Origin of the sequence: Paenibacillus sp. FSL L8-0502 (genome assembly GCF_038593055.1) — a bacterium.
Classification (GTDB): domain Bacteria; phylum Bacillota; class Bacilli; order Paenibacillales; family Paenibacillaceae; genus Paenibacillus; species Paenibacillus polymyxa_D.
Map to the genome: position 1 here is coordinate 1639663 of NZ_CP151958.1, position 16317 is coordinate 1655979.

General features: G+C 45.7%; 17 protein-coding genes. 11 read left to right on the forward strand and 6 right to left on the reverse strand.

The annotated features are described in order from the left end of the window. Positions 1–3: 3 nt before the first annotated feature. Positions 4–1302 carry a 2-oxoglutarate dehydrogenase complex dihydrolipoyllysine-residue succinyltransferase gene (gene odhB, locus NSQ57_RS07295; RefSeq protein WP_165145028.1) on the forward strand — a complete coding sequence of 433 codons (1299 nt, stop codon included), beginning with the start codon at positions 4–6 and terminating at the stop codon, positions 1300–1302. Between the two features lie 139 nt (positions 1303–1441). Further along, complete coding sequence (locus NSQ57_RS07300; RefSeq protein WP_342425853.1) at positions 1442–1972, forward strand: YfiT family bacillithiol transferase; 531 nt, start codon at positions 1442–1444, stop codon at positions 1970–1972. A gap of 98 nt (positions 1973–2070) precedes the next feature. Here the strand turns inward: NSQ57_RS07300 and NSQ57_RS07305 are convergent, their stop codons facing one another. The 4 genes from NSQ57_RS07305 to NSQ57_RS07320 form a co-directional block, all read right to left on the reverse strand. Further along, the gene (locus NSQ57_RS07305) at positions 2071–3078 is read right to left on the reverse strand and encodes an alpha/beta fold hydrolase (protein WP_165145032.1); all 1008 of its coding nucleotides are present in this window, start codon (positions 3076–3078) and stop codon (positions 2071–2073) included. Positions 3079–3103: 25 nt separating this feature from the next. Beyond that, positions 3104–4078, reverse strand: coding sequence for a type I phosphomannose isomerase catalytic subunit (locus NSQ57_RS07310; protein WP_029516464.1), 975 nt, complete (start codon positions 4076–4078; stop codon positions 3104–3106). Between the two features lie 169 nt (positions 4079–4247). After that, positions 4248–4829, reverse strand: coding sequence for a class I SAM-dependent methyltransferase (locus NSQ57_RS07315; protein WP_029516465.1), 582 nt, complete (start codon positions 4827–4829; stop codon positions 4248–4250). Continuing rightward, a complete protein-coding gene (locus NSQ57_RS07320; RefSeq protein WP_029516466.1) occupies positions 4830–5783 on the reverse strand; it encodes a TIGR01212 family radical SAM protein in 954 nt (317 codons plus the stop codon). A 307-nt stretch (positions 5784–6090) separates the two neighbouring features. On the opposite strand from NSQ57_RS07320, the gene NSQ57_RS07325 reads away from it, so the two are divergent. After that, positions 6091–6288 (forward strand): hypothetical protein, encoded by a 198-nt coding sequence (locus tag NSQ57_RS07325; protein WP_013309373.1) that lies wholly within the window; start codon positions 6091–6093, stop codon positions 6286–6288. A gap of 104 nt (positions 6289–6392) precedes the next feature. Continuing rightward, positions 6393–7106 (forward strand): tRNA (guanosine(46)-N7)-methyltransferase TrmB, encoded by a 714-nt coding sequence (gene trmB / locus NSQ57_RS07330; RefSeq protein WP_029516467.1) that lies wholly within the window; start codon positions 6393–6395, stop codon positions 7104–7106. A 41-nt stretch (positions 7107–7147) separates the two neighbouring features. Here trmB and NSQ57_RS07335 read toward each other — a convergent pair whose 3' ends face one another. Continuing rightward, positions 7148–8287, reverse strand: coding sequence for a UDP-N-acetylglucosamine--LPS N-acetylglucosamine transferase (locus tag NSQ57_RS07335; protein ID WP_039270152.1), 1140 nt, complete (start codon positions 8285–8287; stop codon positions 7148–7150). 45 nt (positions 8288–8332) lie between these two features. After that, positions 8333–8860, reverse strand: coding sequence for a phosphatase PAP2 family protein (locus NSQ57_RS07340; RefSeq protein ID WP_029516469.1), 528 nt, complete (start codon positions 8858–8860; stop codon positions 8333–8335). A gap of 610 nt (positions 8861–9470) precedes the next feature. Here NSQ57_RS07340 and NSQ57_RS07345 point away from each other — a divergent pair. The 7 genes from NSQ57_RS07345 to NSQ57_RS07375 all read left to right on the forward strand — a co-directional run bounded on the left by NSQ57_RS07345 (position 9471) and on the right by NSQ57_RS07375 (position 16316). Further along, positions 9471–10709 (forward strand): glycosyltransferase family 2 protein, encoded by a 1239-nt coding sequence (locus NSQ57_RS07345; RefSeq protein WP_029516470.1) that lies wholly within the window; start codon positions 9471–9473, stop codon positions 10707–10709. Between the two features lie 309 nt (positions 10710–11018). Further along, positions 11019–11516: a translation initiation factor IF-3 gene (infC, locus tag NSQ57_RS07350; RefSeq protein WP_010349250.1), complete on the forward strand. Its 498-nt coding sequence runs from the start codon at positions 11019–11021 to the stop codon at positions 11514–11516. 20 nt (positions 11517–11536) lie between these two features. Then, complete coding sequence (gene rpmI / locus NSQ57_RS07355; protein WP_013309379.1) at positions 11537–11737, forward strand: 50S ribosomal protein L35; 201 nt, start codon at positions 11537–11539, stop codon at positions 11735–11737. Positions 11738–11788: 51 nt separating this feature from the next. Next, complete coding sequence (rplT, locus tag NSQ57_RS07360; RefSeq protein WP_007429517.1) at positions 11789–12148, forward strand: 50S ribosomal protein L20; 360 nt, start codon at positions 11789–11791, stop codon at positions 12146–12148. Between the two features lie 378 nt (positions 12149–12526). After that, positions 12527–13564 (forward strand): BMP family protein, encoded by a 1038-nt coding sequence (locus NSQ57_RS07365; protein ID WP_165145041.1) that lies wholly within the window; start codon positions 12527–12529, stop codon positions 13562–13564. 141 nt (positions 13565–13705) lie between these two features. Continuing rightward, positions 13706–15244 carry an ABC transporter ATP-binding protein gene (locus NSQ57_RS07370; RefSeq protein ID WP_029516472.1) on the forward strand — a complete coding sequence of 513 codons (1539 nt, stop codon included), beginning with the start codon at positions 13706–13708 and terminating at the stop codon, positions 15242–15244. Then, positions 15237–16316, forward strand: coding sequence for an ABC transporter permease (locus tag NSQ57_RS07375; RefSeq protein ID WP_069012850.1), 1080 nt, complete (start codon positions 15237–15239; stop codon positions 16314–16316). The genes NSQ57_RS07370 and NSQ57_RS07375 overlap by 8 nt, the downstream gene beginning before the upstream one ends. The last annotated feature ends 1 nt before the right edge of the window (position 16317 follow it).

Genomic DNA, 16317 nt, shown 5'->3' on the forward strand with positions numbered 1-16317 from the left:
GCTGTGAGCGATATTATAGTGCCGGCAATGGGAGAATCCATCACGGAGGGAACAATCTCCAAATGGCTTGTGAAGGAAGGGGATTCCGTAGGACAGGGAGATGTTCTGCTGGAGTTGGAAACCGATAAGGTCAATCTGGAAATTAGTGCGGAAGAAGCAGGTGTGGTGCAGAAAATCCTTCGTCAGGAGGGAGATACTGTGGTCATTGGTGAAGCTGTTGGTCTGATCGGAAGCGGCAGTGGTAGTGCGGATTCAACTGGTGCTGGAGAAGTTGCAGCGACTCAAGCGCCTGAAGCACCGTCCGTAGCGACTTCACCGTCTTCCGTAGGAGGCGGCGTTAAAGTAGAAGAAAAGTCTGCACCGCCTATTTCATCGAATAGCGACGGAAATGGCCAGACGGCATCACCATCTGCACGGAAGTTAGCGCGTGAGCGCGGGATTGATCTTGAGCAGGTACAGGGAAAGGACCCGCTCGGACGTGTATTCCAGGAGGACGTAAAAACGCATAACAGCGCTGAAGTATCACGTGCAGCATCTATATCTGCGTCTCCCGCTACTAGCAAGCCTGCGCCTCCGTCTTCAGCGCAAACGGAGTACAGCAAGCCTGTGGAACGCCAGCGCATGTCTCGTCGCAGAGCGACGATCGCTAAGCGTCTTGTTGAAGCACAGCAGACAGCTGCCATGCTGACCACTTTTAATGAAGTGGATATGACCGCCATTCTCGATGTGCGTAAACGCCGTAAAGATAAGTTTAAGGAAAAACATGATGTAGGCTTGGGTTTTATGTCCTTCTTTACAAAGGCAGTGGTTGGTGCTCTCAAGCGCTTCCCTACCGTGAATGCTGAAATTAATGGCGATGATATCGTACTGAAAAAATACTATGATATTGGGATTGCTGTATCTGCCAAGGAAGGTTTGGTTGTGCCAGTTGTACGGGATGCCGATCGTCTTGGCTTTGCTGAGATCGAGAAGAGCATTGCAGATTTGGCTGGCAAAGCACGCTCCAATTCGCTTTCTCTGGCCGACTTGCAAGGAGGAACTTTTACCATAACCAATGGAGGTATTTTCGGTTCCCTGCTGTCTACGCCAATTCTCAATACGCCGCAAGTGGGGATTTTAGGAATGCATAAAATCCAACTTCGCCCGATTGCCATCGACGAGGAACGAATGGAAAATCGTCCGATGATGTATATCGCGTTGTCCTACGATCACCGGATTATTGATGGCAGTGAGGCAGTTCGTTTCCTGGTAACGGTCAAAGAATTGCTGGAAGATCCGGAATCATTGTTACTGGAAGGATAAAATAAATGGGGTAAGTGTATCTCCTCTTTACGTGTATGACAAAAGCAGACTCTTGCGAGTTTGCTTTTTTTCCTGCATAGTTATCACATAAGGCTACAGACATTACTGTCAGTAGATGTAGAGAAGGGCGGGAACTGTTTTGGACAAAGACTTGCGCTATCCGATAGGATCATTCGTTGTTCCAGACACCATTACAGAAGAACAGCTTATCGCATGGATTCACGACATTGCTGAATTGCCTGCACAGCTGCGTCTGGCGGTCGAAGGACTGAATGAGCAGCAGCTAAATACGCCTTATCGTGAAGGGGGCTGGACGATAAGGCAGGTAGTTCATCATGTGGCAGACAGCCATATGAACAGCTATATGCGTTTTAAACTGGCGCTGACGGAGGATACACCGACGATCAAGCCATATGATGAGGGACGTTGGGCCGAAATACCAGACGCCAGGGAACTTCCACTGGAGCCCTCGTTGCAATTGCTAGAAGGACTGCATGAACGGTGGGTGACCGTGTTGCGATCGTTGGGAGAGGATCAGCTACACCGATCGTTTATTCATCCTGAATCGGGCCAGACGATCCGCCTGGAACGAAACATCGGTATCTATGCCTGGCATGGCAAACATCACACAGCTCATATTACTTCCCTGAGAGAACGAAATGCATGGTGATTTTTAAAACTAACCCAAATGGAAAATAAAAAGGAATAAGAAAAGAAACCTTCAATCCCACTTTAATCGTGGTTTTAAAGGTTTCTTTTCTTATTTCCTCACAAGGCTGATGACTTGGACGAGGTTGATTGTTCAGGTTCATCGGAGGCTCCAGACAATGTGGAAACAGAGGTCACCTCTGTATTAACATGACGGTCGAGCCAGTCTACGATGTCACTCATCACCTCGTCGCGGTTTGTTTCATGAAGCATCTCATGGCGACCATCAGGATAGAGGCGATACTCTATGTCCTGAAGCTCTAGGCTTCGATACATTTGCACTAGTGACAACACGCCTTTACCGAACAAACCCACTGGATCACGATCCCCGGCAAAAATATAAACTGGCAGTTTGGGATTGATATGTTTCAGTGAGGAAGGCCAATGGATTTCTTGCAATAGCCTGAAAAAATCCAGAAAAAAGCCTGTCGTGCAAATAGCTCCACATAATGGGTCGTGCACGAACTGATCTACTTCCTCAGGATCACGGGACAGCCAGTCGAACGCTGTGCGCACCGGACGAAAGGCACGATTAAAGCCTCCAAAGACCATAGCGTTGAGCAACATACTGCGATGATCCATTCCTTGCAGTTTGGCTTGCAGTAGAGCAACTTGCTCTCCGAGTTTTAGAAGACCACGTCTTCCGTTGGTTCCCGATAAAATAAACCCATGATACGTCTGCCGATCGTCATACATAATTTTCTGGGTTAAAAAGGACCCCATGCTGTGACCCAGCAAAAAACGAGACTGTTCAGGGAATTCCTTAGCCACAATTTCGCCTAGCTCCAGCATGCCATTTGCCATTCGATTAAACGCATCAGCTCCTGGCATACCCAGCTTATCAGGATCACCAGCCGTGCGCCCGTGACCGATATGATCGTTGGCATACACACCGTAACCGCAAGCAGTAAGCTTTTCGGCCAGTCGGATGTACCGATAGGACGTCTCGCACATACCATGCGAAATTTGAACAATCCCCTTAATGGGCAAATTCTGATCGGGCAGCCAGCGGTAGGCAAAAAGCTCTGTTCCATCATTTTCAGCGATGGTGAAGGTGTATTCCCGCATAATTAGACATCACATCCTTTAAGCCTTAAGGAAGATAAGATCTAAGTACGGTCATTCCGTCATTCAGCGTGTAACCGCTCAGGTTAGCGGGCAACAGGAAGCAATCTCCAGCTTTACAGGAAAGAGACTCGGTATTATTGTTCCATGTTATGGTCCCACTGCCTTCACAAATCACGAGAATGGTGAAGCTGTCTTCCGTTGTAGAAAGTGCCCAACTTCCATCTACGATACCCTTTTCCACAACAAAATACTCACAGGCTGCCAGCTGGAGCCATTTTCCAGGCTGTAAGCCGTCCGTTTTCATCGTTGTTGCGCCTGCACCTGCGTAGGAGGTTACATTGAGGGAATCCTCGATATGCAACTCACGAGGCTTGCCATCCAGTCCGGGGCGATTATAGTCATATAAGCGATAGGTAGTATCCGAATTTTGCTGGATTTCAGCAACGACAACGCCTGCACACAGTGCATGTACGGTTCCAGCGGGGATGAAGAATGTATCGCCTGCTTCGACTGGGACCTGACGCAAACTGCCGAGGATGTCCCCACTTTCAAGAGCTGTACGCAGACTCTCGCGGGTTACACCTTCGGTCAGACCATAAATAATCTTGGCATCCGGCTTGGCATCAAGCACGTACCACATTTCAGTTTTTCCTAATTCTCCGGCTGGAAGTCCTTTGTAATCATCTGTCGGATGCACCTGAACGGATAAGTCATCATTACAATCCAGTAGTTTGATCAAAAGTGGGAATCGTCCGCCTTTTTCCGATACACCCTTGGCCCCGAGCCAATCTTGCCCGTAGGTCTCGCGAATTTCATCCAGTCCTTTGCCTGCCAGCTCACCATTGATGACCGTTGTTGTTCCGTTTGGATGATCGGCAATCATCCATCCTTCCCCGATATGTCCTTCTGGTGGGGTTAGACCAAATTGCTCTAAGGCCCGTCCTCCCCAAACTCTCTCTTTGAACTCAGGTTGAAATTGCAGCGGGTATGGCTTTAGCATAATTTCTCTCCTCCATAATGAGTAAATGAGTGTGATCTAACAGAATAGGGAAATCAATAACGTGCTGATGGGCAATAAACTGGGATGAATAGCGCCCAAACGAGCTAAAAAAATGATATATGTAAGGCGGCTAAAAAAGCCGCTCATAACCTGAGTTTAAAATCCGACATTATTTCTTCTCAACTGCCACTACGTAAGGTGAAGCGGCTCGTTGTAATTGACGATAAATAATGCTTTGACCGCTGGAGACCGGGAGAGCAGAAGCCCATTGAAGAACGGCATCTGCTTCTTCACTTCCTCCAGCATGCCCTGGATAGAGTACGGCAGTCAGAATGCCGCGTGGTCGCAGCAATTGTAAGGCAGCATCCAGTGCGACGAGCGTACTGTGCGTATGCGTGATGACCGTAGGATCGGCGCCTTCGGATGGCAAGTAACCAAGGTTAAACATGACCGCAGCGACTTTGCCATGCAGCATGTCCGGAACGGCCTCCCGCATTTGCTCATGACCTTGTAGTAGTAGCGATACTTCTGCTAATGAAGGTGAAGCGTTTTCTTCCAGTCGACGACGGGCGCAATGCAGTGCTTCTTGCTGGATGTCAAAGCCATAGACACGGCCCCGTTTGCCAGCAGCTTTTGCCAGAAATAACGTATCTGCTCCTGTACCGACGGTAGCGTCTATAGCAGTATCGCCTGGCTGCACCCGCGTAGCCACCAATTGATGAGCGTAGCTCAGGACGGATAGGAATCCCATTTAAGGTTGCCTCCAGTATTTTCCCTGCCACGTTTCGCGTGACTTCAGTTCATGATCAATGGCATTGAGCACTTCCCATTTTTTGAGCGACCACATGGGTCCCACTAGCAAATCGCGTGGGGCATCTCCGGTTAACCGATGAACAATCATTTCGGGAGGTAAAAACTCCAGTGTATCAACAATCAGCTTCACGTATTCGTCCTTTTCCAGAAAGCGTAGCAATCCCGCTTCATACTGCTTGACCATAGGCGTTTTGCGCATGAGATGCAGCAGGTGGATTTTGATGCCCTGCACATCCATAGCCGCTACTGCACGTCCCGTATCAAGCATCATTTCATGCGTCTCTTGGGGCAGACCATAAATAATGTGGGCGCACACGCGGATATTCCGCTTGCGCAACTTTTCCACCGCCTCCAGATAGCATTGAGTATCATGAGCGCGGTTAATCAGCTCTGAGGTCGATTCATGGACGGTTTGCAGACCCATTTCGACCCACAGGTACGTGCGTTCGTTTAGCTCGGCAAGGTAATCCACTACATCGTCAGGCAGGCAATCAGGACGTGTAGCGATGGACAGACCGACAACGCCGGGCTGCTCCAGAATTACCTCAAAGTATTCTCGCAGTTCCTCAACCGGGGCATACGTATTCGTGTAGGCTTGGAAATAGCCAATATATTTGGCGTTTGGCCATTTTAGATGCTGTCGATCCCGAATCGTATTAAACTGGGTGACCAGATCATCACGACGACGCCCGGCAAAATCACCCGATCCGCGTGCGCTACAAAAGGTGCAGCCCCCTTTAGCGATGGAGCCATCGCGATTCGGACAGGTAAAACCCGCATCTAGCATGACTTTGAACACTTTATTTTGAAATTGCTCACGCATTTCGTAATTCCAAGTGTGGAACCGTTTATCTCCCCACAGGAGAGGAGCAGGCAATAAATCTGTTTTCATGGGTGTACTCCTTTTTTTACGATCACCCTATTGTAACAAAAATTAGTCTTCATTGGGAATCATTTGACCGAACAAGTCAATAAAATGTGCGGATTTCACGGCGTTGCGGATTGAAAAAGGTTACACAATATGTTATATTGTAAGCGGTACCAGACATACAATAAAAGGACTGTTTTCGATCCTGAAGATAAAAGTTATCCCGTTGCTAATGATTATTCTTCAGGGAGGCAGCTATGCTGTTTCTAACGCCTGTTTTAGGGTAAGTGCACGTCGGTTCCATCACAAATAACCCGTGAGGTGATCTTTTATGAATGCGCAGGATAAGACGCGTATGGATAAAGTTACTGTTGAGTTAACCTTTGATGAGGCGTTGGCATTGACTGGTGTCCGTTTTGGGCAGGATCGTCAGATTGGAACGACCGCACGTCAAAAAATCAGAGCGGCTTGCCAAAAGACAATTGATTTTTCACCTGCTGATGGGGTAGACTATGAACAATTAAATTAGTTGGACCCCAATCCAAATATATTGAAAAAGGAATTTCATTTCCGTATCTTCAAGCGGGGGTGAAATTCCTTTTTCCTTGATAACAGAGTATATGGAGGAGTAACATGCGTTTACGCGGAAGAAAAGGAATACGGGAAAGTCTGGAAGAACAGCAGGATCTAGTCATCTTGGAGCCGGCACAGTATAAGGGGAAATGGCAACAGCTTTTTGGTAATGATCGTCCCATTCATGTAGAGTTCGGTATGGGTAAAGGGCAATTTATAAGCCAAATGAGCTTCCGGAATCCAGAGGTTAACTATATTGGCTTTGATATGTATGATGAGCTGGTTCGCCGTGCAACAGAAAAGTCCCGTCTGGCCTGGAGTAATTCAGAGGTTGATACGCCGCCTAATATTAAATTGGCACTGGCAAACATTGAACAGATCGAGAATGTTTTTGAACCAGGAGAAATTGAACGCATTTATCTAAATTTTAGTGATCCTTGGCCTAAAGCCAAGCATGCACGTCGTCGTTTGACGCATCCGCGTTTTTTGGACAAGTACCGTCAGCTTTTGAACAGCAAAGGACAAATTCATTTTAAGACTGATTCGGAGACACTATTTGAGTTTTCTTTGAATTCGTTTGCCGATAGCGGTTTACAAATGACGAATATTTCGTTAAACCTTCATCGTGAGGGGATCAACGAGGAGCATGTCATGACGGAATATGAACAAAAGTTCATGGGCAAGGGTATGAATATTCATCGAGTCGAAGTGCTGATCGGCCAAGATGCTTTGGAAGAGTACGGAAAAACACGCCTTGAAAAGTACGGGAAATAAAAAAAAGATCAAATGGATAAAATAAGACAGGGTGCTTCCTTTTAGGAAAGCACCCTGTTCGGTTCCAGTATATCCAAAATACTCTGTGCGCTCTGAAGAGGATAATATCGCGCTACATTGTGGACGTGCTCCTGTCGTTTGCGGACGATTTCTGGAAAATCGTGTAGCAGTCGGTTCATCCATTTCACGACAACATCCAGCGAAGTAATCGGTTCTCCGTAGCCTTGAGCCGTAAAGTATTGACAATTTTCCTCCTCCTGTCCAGGGAGAGGTTTGTGAAACAGCATCGGAATCCCTTTAGCCAATCCCTCGGTGCATGTCATTCCGCCGGGTTTGGTGATGAGCAGATTCGATACCTCCATTAATTTGTCGATTTCCCGTGTAAATCCGAAGATATGAATATTTGGATGATTAAACCTGGGATCTAATTGCATTTTACGACGAATTTTATCATTATGCCCCAAACAAAAAATAAATTGAATGTTCTCTCTCCACTGAGTAAGCGAACGATGTATAACTTCGTCATTCATAAGGCCCCAGCCGCCACCCATAACGAGTACGGTCGGGATGGGTTTAAGTCCAAATTGTTCTCTAATTTCATCGTGCCCAGGATGTTCCCAAAAATTTGGATGAACGGGAATACCGGTCACCTGGATTTTCGAGACGGGTACTCCGCGTGCTCGCAGCTTACGCATGACTTCAGGCGTAGATACAAAGTACCGGTCAACCTCGGGACTAATCCATGTTCCATGTGCATCGTAGTCTGTAATAACAGTACAAAGCGGAACATGTAAACCTAAGCGCTTCAAACGTGAAATTACCGCGCTTGGGATGGGATGAGTACATACCACCAAATCGGGACGAAGCTGCCGGAGAATGTTTCGGGTCTGCGTGTAGAACAGACGGTGCAAAGCGAGCGTTGTAAGACGGTTTAATGATTTTTTGTACTGATGACGGTAAACCAATCCGACTAGGCGAGGCTGCGATACGACAGTCTTCTTGTATGCTGTAATAATAAGGGGGGCCATTCTTGGATTCAAAAAACTCCCCAGCTCCAGCACTCTTGTCTGCACATTCGGAGAAAGCTTCCGCAAACTGCTTGAGAGCGCGTAGGCAGCTTGAGTATGTCCGGCACCGAAACCTTCCGATAATAATAACACTCGTTTTTTAGCCACTCTCATTTCACCTGTTCCTGCTGGGATGTTCTCAATCATACCATATCGGCTTTAAGGCCAGAATGCAACCGTTCCTATTGCTGCAGACGTTCCGATCACCGCTCCTGCAAGTACATCCGTTGGGTAGTGGAGACCTAGATAAATCCGAGAAAAACCTACAATTGTCGCTACAGGCAACAGCAGCAGTGTTAGCATCGGTGACTGTAGCATAAAAGGCACGGTAGCTGAAAAAATAGCGGTCGTGTGCCCTGAGGGAAAAGAATGGTCCGACAAGGGGTTACGGAATGTATTTGTACCTGGTAGCGCTAGATACGGGCGAATCCGTGGGTACAGCTTTTTAACGATAGCTACGGGGATGTGACTGACCCCAAGAGCGATGGCTCCCTTCATACCGGAATCTTTCCACGGGTTCGGAGCGAGCCACCAAATAAGGAGTGTGGAGGCTATAGTAAAGGTAGCCCCGCCTAAATGTGTGAGATAATAAAGCCAGAAGTTCAAAAAACGGTTGTGTAAGCGTCCGTTGATCCATTTGAACAACTGCTGCTCCAGACTTACAAGTTTTACGACTAGACGTTGCATTTGGTTTCCTCCGGTTGCCGGTTCAGGTCAGTCGGCAAATATTTTGAGTCATTTTGACATAATCAGACCATAAGTAATTATTCTCTTGCTCTCATCATATTTTTAAACGCTGTTCATTTCAAGAATCACTAAATATTCATAACTTACTTGGTTCAATTCTACACAAAAATGTTAATGGAATATAAGCTGTATTGTATAACTTTCTTTGCGTTCATCCGTCTAATAAGATAGAGTGTTTAGAAGTGGTTGCTAATTGGCCCACAAAAAGGAGGGACCAAAGAAATAAAAAGTTAGCAAATGGATGAAAATAAGACCTAAACGTCATGAATGAGAAGTCCAGCGCTGCATTCCCGGTTTAAACGGGAGTTTGTTGTGTTTTTTTGCTGCTGAGACCGGTTTAAGGGCTTTGACAAAAGATTGAAAACCAACGAAAATCGTAATGGCGTTCCTGTGTCAGCCAAAAGGAGGCTGCGCACAGCCAATGAAGAAAGCAAGGGTCGGGTCAAAAACTACAGAAAAGGCGCGAAAAGCGCCGCAACTTGCGCTACACAGATAGAAAACAAACAAACGCAAGATTTTAAGGGGTATAAAAAGGGGGTAACAAGAGATCATGTTAGACGCTATTTTTGTGACGCTCCAGGTCATACTGGCGGTGATCGCAGTCTATCAGTTTGCATTCTCCTTGTTCGGATTGGTTCGGAAGAAAAGGAAAGAGCACGCGGCTCCAGAAAAATCATTTGCCATTTTAGTCGCTGCCCACAATGAAGAACAGGTTGTCGGAGCATTGATGGAAAATTTGAAGCAACTTGATTATCCGAAGGAACTTTACGATGTGTTCGTAATCTGTGATAACTGCACAGATAAGACTGCGGACATCGTTCGCGCTCACGGCATGAATGCTTGTGAACGTACGAATCCGAATCTGCGTGGTAAAGGCTACGCTATTGAGTGGATGCTCAAGGAATTATGGGCTATGCCACGCCAATATGATGCCATCGTCATGTTTGATGCTGACAATTTGGCGCATACCAATTTCTTGAGTGAAATGAACAATGATCTGTGTACAGGTGCCCGTGTTATCCAGGGGTACATTGATACTAAGAATCCTGAGGATTCTTGGATTACAGCGGCATACGGGGTATCTTATTGGTACATCAACCGTTTGTGGCAGCTGTCACGTCACAATCTGAACATGGCTAATTTCCTCGGTGGTACAGGCATGTGCTTTGAAACAAATCTGCTTAAGGAAATGGGCTGGGGTGCGACAAGTCTCGTAGAGGATTTGGAATTCACCATGCGTTGCACGCAGTGCAACGTATATCCAAGATTTAATTACGATGCCAAGGTATATGATGAAAAGCCGTTGACGTTCAAAGCCTCCTCCAGACAGCGTCTGCGCTGGATGCAAGGTCATTTCACGGTTGCTCGTCGTTATTTCTTCCCGTTGCTGTGGCAAAGTATCAAACATAGAAGCCTGATTAAATTCGATATGGCTCTTTATGGTCTGAACGTGTATATCGTACTGCTCACCTTCTTGATGACAGTAGCTATGTGGATAGATATCGCCTTCTTTGGTGGACCTAATATCGAGAACATCTATGTACAGTTGCCAGCTTGGACCGGTGTTATAGCTATTGGTTTGAATGTTGCTACTTTTGTGCTCGCAATGATTTTGGAAAAGGTCACATTCAAAAAAGTATATCTGTACTTATTGCTGTTCCCGGTCTATGCGATATCGTGGTATCCGATTACGGTCTATGCGTTCTTCACGCAGAACAACAAGCAATGGAGCCATACCCAGCATACGCGTGTCGTTCGCCTAGAAGAGGTGCAGAGCAAGCAAGGGTAATTAGACGGTAGAGTAGAACTAGAGATCGGTGTCATCAATTTTTATTAAAGTGTTGACACCTCGATTGCACCGTGATAAGATATTTGAGTATGTTAATTGAAAAGTATGGATTAACAAGTAGAAGGTCCGACTTCTCACCTGTCCGGTATTGCCGGCTGGTCATGATCCAATGATTTGTGAATTGAACTTTCATGATGAATTGAGTATCAGACAGGGATGTCGGCTGTGTAGTCGTCATCCCTTTTTTGTGCTTAAACACAATACAACAATAACAGGTTCTGGAGGTGGAGGGTTATTAGTAAGGAACATATGATCAATGATGAGATTCGAGTGAGAGAAGTACGTCTAGTTGGTGCGAACGGTGAACAAATCGGGATTAAACCGACGCGTGAAGCTTTGCAAATGGCGATTGACGCAAACTTGGATCTCGTGAACGTGGCGCCTCAAGCGAAGCCGCCCGTGTGTCGGATTATGGATTACGGAAAATTCCGCTATGAGCAACAGAAGAAAGAAAAGGAAGCCCGTAAAAACCAGAAGATCGTTGACATCAAAGAGGTATGGTTCCGTTCCAACATCGAGGAACATGACTACCAAACCAAGTTTCGCAATGTGGTGAAGTTCCTGAATGAAGGGGACAAGGTGAAATGCTCCGTTCGTTTCCGCGGTCGTGAAATTACTCATGCTAACGTGGGTCAAAAAATTCTCGAACGTGTGAAATTGGAAGTTGCTGATCTTTGTACCGTGGAGCGCCAACCCAAGCTCGAAGGACGCAGCATGATTATGATATTGGCTCCAAAGAGTCAATGACAAATTAAGGAGGAAGTTCAATGCCTAAAATGAAAACACATAGCAGCCTTAAAGGCCGCTTCAAAATTACCGGTACTGGTAAAGTAATGCGTTACAAAGCTTACAAAAACCACTTGCTTTCCCACAAATCCAAACGTGCAAAACGCGTTCTGGGTACTAACCCTGAGATGGCACCTGGGGACGTTAAGCGTCTGAAACAAGGTCTTGCTAACCTGAAATAGCACAGCACGGCAATGAAGAAAGTATAAACATTATTTGGGAGGTCATTTGATATGGCAAGAGTAAAGGGCGGATTCGTCGTTCGTCGTCGTCATAAAAAAGTATTGAAGCTTGCTAAAGGTTATTTTGGTTCCAAACACCGCATTTTTAAAACAGCTAACGAGCAGGTAATGAAATCGCTTGTTTACGCATACCGTGACCGTCGTCAGACGAAACGTAACTTCCGCAGACTGTGGATCGTGCGTATCAACGCAGCAGCTCGTTTGAACGGTTTGTCTTACAGCAAATTGATGCACGGCCTGAAATTGGCTGGTGTGGACATTAACCGCAAAATCTTGGCTGATCTTGCAGTCAATGATATTAATGCATTCAACTCTTTGGCAACTGTTGCTAAAGGCAAAATCAACGCTTAATTATTCATAATGAAGGCGTGGAAACCACGAAAGTGGTAAAGAGGTATCCCAAGCAGTACGCTGTGTAGGGATGCCTTTTTTTGTACATACTCAATGGTACGGAAAAGACTTTGTTTTCTCCAAAATACGAATAAATATGACGTAGGATGGAAGAATGTATGTTTTTTTTAAGATTGTAGCGCTTACATTGTTGAGGTTTTAAAAAAAATTGACCCAAGGTTATTAATTGTCTAGATTTTAGCCGATCATAATTGTATAATCTCTAAAGTAAGTCTTCTGTACGATCTGTCTCGTCAGTAAATGACATGCATGAGCATGTACATGTTCAAAGAAAAGAGACAGTCCAGGGATCTAACACTAAGGGGGAACAGTATCAGCATGAAGAAAATGTTCAGTATGTCTTTGGTTATGCTGCTGGCGATCTCGGTCATTCTCGCAGGCTGCGGTAACAAAAATCAAGGTGCGTCCAACGCAAATGGTGGAGACACAGGTGGTTCTGCCAAAACATCGAATGTCCAAATCGGCATGGTTACAGATGTGGGTGGAGTAAACGACAAATCGTTTAACCAATCTGCTTGGGAGGCACTACAAGCCACTGAGAAAGAATCAGGCGTTAAAGTTAAATACCTGCAAAGTAAATCCGATCAAGATTATATTCCTAACCTGAACCAATTTGTTAAGGGTGATTTTAACCTGACTTGGGGAATCGGTTTTAATCTGGCGAATGCGATTGGACAAGTAGCGAAAGACAACCCGAGCAAGAATTTGGCGATCATTGACAGTGTCGTGGATGCGCCTAACGTAAAATCGGTTGTTTTTGCTGAAAATGAAGGTTCCTTCTTGGTGGGGGTTGTAGCTGGTAAGCTTACTAAAACAAACAAAATTGGTTTTGTGGGTGGACAAGATAGCCCGTTGATCAAACGTTTTGAAAAAGGATTCGAAGCAGGAATTAAAGCTGTAAATCCAAATGCAAAATTGGAAGTTAACTACACAGGTGCATTTGATAAGCCGGATCTGGGTAAAGCAGCGGCTGCGACGATCTATAACAGCGGTGCAGATATTATTTTCCATGCAGCTGGCGGATCTGGTACAGGTGTATTTAACGAAGCACTCGCACGTAAGCAACAAGGTCAGCAAGTATGGGTTATTGGTGTGGATAAAGACCAATCGCTTGAATTTGGTGACGACGTAACATTGACTTCGATGGTAAAACGTGTAGATGAAGCTGTAAAACGCGTATCTAAAGAAGTAATTGACGGTAAATTTAAGGGCGGTGTCGAAACACTGGCTCTGAAGGATAATGGCATTGGTTTGGCAGACACTTCAACGAAAAACGTACCTAAAGACGTGCTTGATATTGTAGAACAATACAAGCAAAAAATTATTAAGGGCGAAATTACAGTTCCTTCGAAATAAGTTTTGGATTGAAGAATATAGAGGTGGCGACAAGGCTGGTTCATAAGACTAGCCTTGTTCTTACGTCTGGAGTTATATGGATTATAACGGGCAAAATCAGCTCATTGGAGCACATACTATAAAGTGTATAAGGGTGATCTCATGGATGCAGCGACCCCCGTCGTTGAGTTAAAGCAAATTACAAAACGATTCCCCGGCATCGTTGCCAACGACTCCATCAGCATCAAGCTGCATAAGGGAGAAATTCATGCCCTTTTGGGTGAGAATGGCGCGGGTAAATCTACGCTTATGAATATTCTTTTCGGACTGTATCAGCCGGATGAAGGGACCATTGAAATCGGAGGTAAACCTGTACAGATTGATAGTCCAAATAAGGCGATTGATCTGGGGATTGGCATGGTGCATCAGCATTTTAAACTCGTACAGCCGTTTACCGTTACCGAAAATATTGTCCTGGGCTCGGAGCCACGTAAGGGTCTGAAAATCAATTATAAAAAGGCTGCCGCAGAAGTACAGCGGTTGTCTGAGCAGTACGGCCTTCAGGTGAATCCGAATGCCAAAATTGAGGATATATCTGTGGGTATGCAGCAACGTGTAGAAATTATTAAAACGCTTTATCGCGGTGCAGATATTCTGATTTTCGATGAGCCTACAGCTGTACTGACACCACAGGAGATCACTGAGTTGCTGGACATTATGAAACGTTTGGTGGCTGAAGGCAAATCAATTATTCTTATTACTCATAAACTTAAAGAAATCATGCAAATTGCGGATACCGTTACGATCATTCGCCGAGGTCAGGTTATTGATACGGTCAAGACGTCTGAAACAACACCAAATGAGCTGGCTGAGAAAATGGTGGGCCGTCGTGTGTCCTTTAAAGTGGACAAGCAGCTTGCGCAACCAGGACAAACGGTATTGGAAATGAACAATGTAATTTCTAAAAACAAGGATGGTATTCATGTTCTAAATGAGTTGAACCTGCAGGTCAAGGCGGGCGAGATTTTGGGGATTGCCGGAGTAGATGGTAATGGACAGAGTGAGCTGATCGAAGCTTTGACAGGCTTACGCAAGGTGGATGGCGGGAGCATTCGTTTGCTCGGACAAGAGGTGGCCAATCAGTCACCACGCAAAATTTCAGAGGCAGGCGTTTCACATATACCAGAGGACCGTCATAAGCATGGGTTGGTGCTCGATTTTTCTATGAGTGAAAATATGGTGCTGGAGACGTATTACCAGGCGCCTTACAGTAAAAATGGCTTCTTGAACAAAGATGCTATAGAGAAACAGGCTAAAAGTCTCATCGAAAAGTTTGATGTTAGAACACCGGATATTCACACGAAGGCAAGAGCATTATCTGGTGGGAACCAGCAGAAGGCTATCATTGCGCGTGAAATTGATAAAAATCCGGACCTTCTCATTGCAGCACAGCCTACACGCGGTCTGGATGTTGGAGCTATTGAATTTGTCCAGAAACAACTGATTGCGCAGAGGGACCAAGGTAAAGCTGTATTGCTCATATCTTTTGAACTGGACGAGATTATGAATGTATCCGACCGAATTGCTGTCATCTATGAGGGCAAGATTGTCGGGGAAGTGCTGCCAGAAGAAACGAATGACCAGGAACTGGGACTGATGATGGCAGGAAGTGCAGTGAAGAAAGGAGTAGAGAATGGCTAATCTATTGAAAATATTCACAAAAGACTCCTTTGTACTGGCGCTGGTCTCTATTATTTTGGGTCTCCTTCTGGGTGCTATCGTGATGCTGATTGGCGGGTATGACCCTATTGTGGCCTATTCTGCTTTGTTTAGCCGTGTATACGGAGATTCTTATAACTTTGGAGAGGCTATCCGCGAGATGACTCCGCTGATTTTGACGGGGTTGGCATTTGCTTTTGCGGCCCGCGCCGGATTGTTTAATATTGGTGGCGAAGGTCAGTTTCTGGTAGGTATGACAGCTGCTTCGATTGTGGGCATTAAACTCCACGGACTGCCAGCTATCATTCATGCACCGCTAGCTGTGATTGCAGGCGCAGTTTTCGGAGGCCTGTGGGCTGCGATTGCTGGCTATTTGAAGGCCAAACGAGGCGTGAATGAAGTTATTACATGTATTATGATGAACTGGATCGGCCTGTATTTGGCTAATTTGGTGATCAATCAGTTCGCACTTATGGAAGGTGAGAATCGTTCTGTGGATATTCAGCCTTCTGCTTCAATTTCCATCGAATGGCTGTCCCAGATGATGGGGAATGCTCGGGTACATTGGGGTACGGTTATTGCTGTGCTGGCAGCAGTCTTTTTCTACATTTTCATGTGGAAAACAAAGCAGGGCTATGAGCTACGGGCTGTCGGATTTAATCAGGATGCATCCCGTTATGCAGGTATGAATGTAAATCGTAATATTATAAAAGCGATGTTCATTAGTGGAGTTTTTGCCGGATTGGCAGGGGCCTTTGAAGTGCTGGGAGTATTCCATTATCAATCTGTCATGGCAGGATCACCGGGAACGGGTTTTGACGGTATCGCTGTAGCTCTGATTGGGATGAATAACCCATTTGGTGTGCTGCTTGGTTCTGTTTTGTTCGGAACGCTTACGTATGGTTCTGCGGGGATGAGCTTTAGCGCAGATGTACCGCCCGAAATTATCCGGGTTGTCATCGGCTCTATTATTTTCTTCATTGCGGCCCAAGGTATTGTACGTTGGGTTGTGAAGCCGCTCTACTCCAAGCGGAAGAAAGAGAAGGTGTTGTAAA

Excerpts from the sequence above, each read along its gene's own strand:
- NSQ57_RS07305 (WP_165145032.1), bottom strand. The coding sequence starts at position 3,078 with ATGCGGGAATACACCTTCACCATCGCTGAAAATGATGGAACAGAGCTT.
- NSQ57_RS07310 (WP_029516464.1), bottom strand. The coding sequence starts at position 4,078 with ATGCTAAAGCCATACCCGCTGCAATTTCAACCTGAGTTCAAAGAGAGA.
- NSQ57_RS07315 (WP_029516465.1), bottom strand. The coding sequence starts at position 4,829 with ATGGGATTCCTATCCGTCCTGAGCTACGCTCATCAATTGGTGGCTACG.
- NSQ57_RS07320 (WP_029516466.1), bottom strand. The coding sequence starts at position 5,783 with ATGAAAACAGATTTATTGCCTGCTCCTCTCCTGTGGGGAGATAAACGG.
- NSQ57_RS07325 (WP_013309373.1), top strand. The coding sequence starts at position 6,091 with ATGAATGCGCAGGATAAGACGCGTATGGATAAAGTTACTGTTGAGTTA.
- trmB (WP_029516467.1), top strand. The coding sequence starts at position 6,393 with ATGCGTTTACGCGGAAGAAAAGGAATACGGGAAAGTCTGGAAGAACAG.
- NSQ57_RS07335 (WP_039270152.1), bottom strand. The coding sequence starts at position 8,287 with ATGAGAGTGGCTAAAAAACGAGTGTTATTATTATCGGAAGGTTTCGGT.
- NSQ57_RS07340 (WP_029516469.1), bottom strand. The coding sequence starts at position 8,860 with ATGCAACGTCTAGTCGTAAAACTTGTAAGTCTGGAGCAGCAGTTGTTC.
- NSQ57_RS07345 (WP_029516470.1), top strand. The coding sequence starts at position 9,471 with ATGTTAGACGCTATTTTTGTGACGCTCCAGGTCATACTGGCGGTGATC.
- infC (WP_010349250.1), top strand. The coding sequence starts at position 11,019 with ATGATCAATGATGAGATTCGAGTGAGAGAAGTACGTCTAGTTGGTGCG.
- rpmI (WP_013309379.1), top strand. The coding sequence starts at position 11,537 with ATGCCTAAAATGAAAACACATAGCAGCCTTAAAGGCCGCTTCAAAATT.
- rplT (WP_007429517.1), top strand. The coding sequence starts at position 11,789 with ATGGCAAGAGTAAAGGGCGGATTCGTCGTTCGTCGTCGTCATAAAAAA.
- NSQ57_RS07365 (WP_165145041.1), top strand. The coding sequence starts at position 12,527 with ATGAAGAAAATGTTCAGTATGTCTTTGGTTATGCTGCTGGCGATCTCG.
- NSQ57_RS07370 (WP_029516472.1), top strand. The coding sequence starts at position 13,706 with ATGGATGCAGCGACCCCCGTCGTTGAGTTAAAGCAAATTACAAAACGA.
- NSQ57_RS07375 (WP_069012850.1), top strand. The coding sequence starts at position 15,237 with ATGGCTAATCTATTGAAAATATTCACAAAAGACTCCTTTGTACTGGCG.